This window comes from Sphingomonas beigongshangi, assembly GCF_016820445.1.
Taxonomy (GTDB): domain Bacteria; phylum Pseudomonadota; class Alphaproteobacteria; order Sphingomonadales; family Sphingomonadaceae; genus Sphingomonas; species Sphingomonas beigongshangi.
Window position 1 is genome coordinate 1 of sequence record NZ_JADHDT010000020.1, and the last position, 1,369, is coordinate 1,369.

Below are 1,369 nucleotides of genomic sequence, written 5' to 3' on the forward strand. Positions count from 1 at the left end.
TTGCGTTGGGGTGGACGCCCCCTGACGGCATCGATGTGCCAGAGTGGAGGTGTTGAAGCACCACTGCAGGAGGCATCCATGGAAGAGGTTAGCACAGTCGGCATTGATCTGGCCAAGTCGGTTTTCCAGGTTCACGGTGCTGATGCGAGCGGAGCGGTCGTGTTCCGTAAGAAGCTGCGGCGGGACCAGGTCCTAGCGTTCTTCTCGATGTTACCGCGATGCGTGGTGGCGATGGAGGCATGTGCGAGCGCTCATCATTGGGCTCGCGAGATCGCCGCGTTTGGGCATGACACGAAGCTGATCCCACCGGCGTACGTGAAGCCGTTTGTCAAACGGCAGAAGAACGACATGGCTGATGCGGAGGCGATCTGTGAGGCAGCACAGCGCCCGACGATGCGCTTCGTCCAAGGCAAGAGCGCGGAGGCACAGGCATCGGCGGTGGTGTTCCGGACCCGCGACCTGCTCGTGCGTCAACGTACCCAACTGATCAACGCCTTGCGCGGTCACCTCACCGAGTTCGGCTACACCGTGCGTCAGGGGGTCGGGCACGTCGGCAAGCTGATCGAGATGGTCAGCGACTCCACCTCTGACATCCCGGCTCAAGCGCGACCCGTGCTGGTTGTGATCGCGCAAGGGCTGGAAGCGCTGCAGACGCAGATCGCCCTGCTCGACCGCGAGATCGCGAGCCGTGCTAAAGCTGATCCCGTGGCGAAGCGGCTGATGACGATCCCCGGTGTCGGCCCGGTGATTGCAACGGCGCTGGTGGCGCTGGCACCAGCTGCCAGCACCTTCCGTCGCGGGCGTGACTTCGCGGCTTGGCTCGGCCTCGTACCCCGACAGCACTCCAGCGGCGGCAAGGAGCGCCTCGGGCGGACAACGAAGATGGGCGAGCGTAGCTTGCGCAGGCTTCTGATCATCGGCGCGAGCTCGGTGACGAAGGTTGCGGCGCGCAGTCCTGATAAAGCCGGCGCATGGCTGGCCGGCATGCTGGCTCGCAAGCCACGCATGCTGATCACCGTCGCGCTCGCGAACAAAATGGCGAGGACCGTTTGGGCGCTGATGGCGCACGGCGGATCGTACAGAGCTCCGGCCTTGGCGGTATGACCGCCAAGGCTTGAGGCGTCAGGGACGCAAGGAAGGTCAGTAGAGAGGTATGGCGCAACGGTCAGAAGACGGGGTCGGGAAAACCAGGGAAATGACCAAGCGCCTCGAGCGCGCAGTTGCGGTATGGACCCGATCCGCGATCCCCATACGGGCCAGCAGCCGTGATGATGGCTGCATCAACAGGCCGGACACACGGAAGCACCTGAACCCGCGCGATCAAATCTTCCGAACACCCCCTTGTATCCGACGGGGCGTCCACACACGG

General features: G+C 63.9%; 1 protein-coding gene. It reads left to right on the top strand.

The window, feature by feature from the left end; translation table 11 throughout:
- Positions 1-78: 78 nt before the first annotated feature.
- Positions 79-1,104: an IS110 family RNA-guided transposase gene (locus IQ292_RS17535; protein ID WP_203311592.1), complete on the top strand. Its 1,026-nt coding sequence runs from the start codon at positions 79-81 to the stop codon at positions 1,102-1,104.
- Positions 1,105-1,369: the final 265 nt, after the last annotated feature.

Coding starts and splice junctions, on each gene's coding strand:
- IQ292_RS17535 (WP_203311592.1), top strand. CDS start 79: ATGGAAGAGGTTAGCACAGTCGGCATTGATCTGGCCAAGTCGGTTTTC.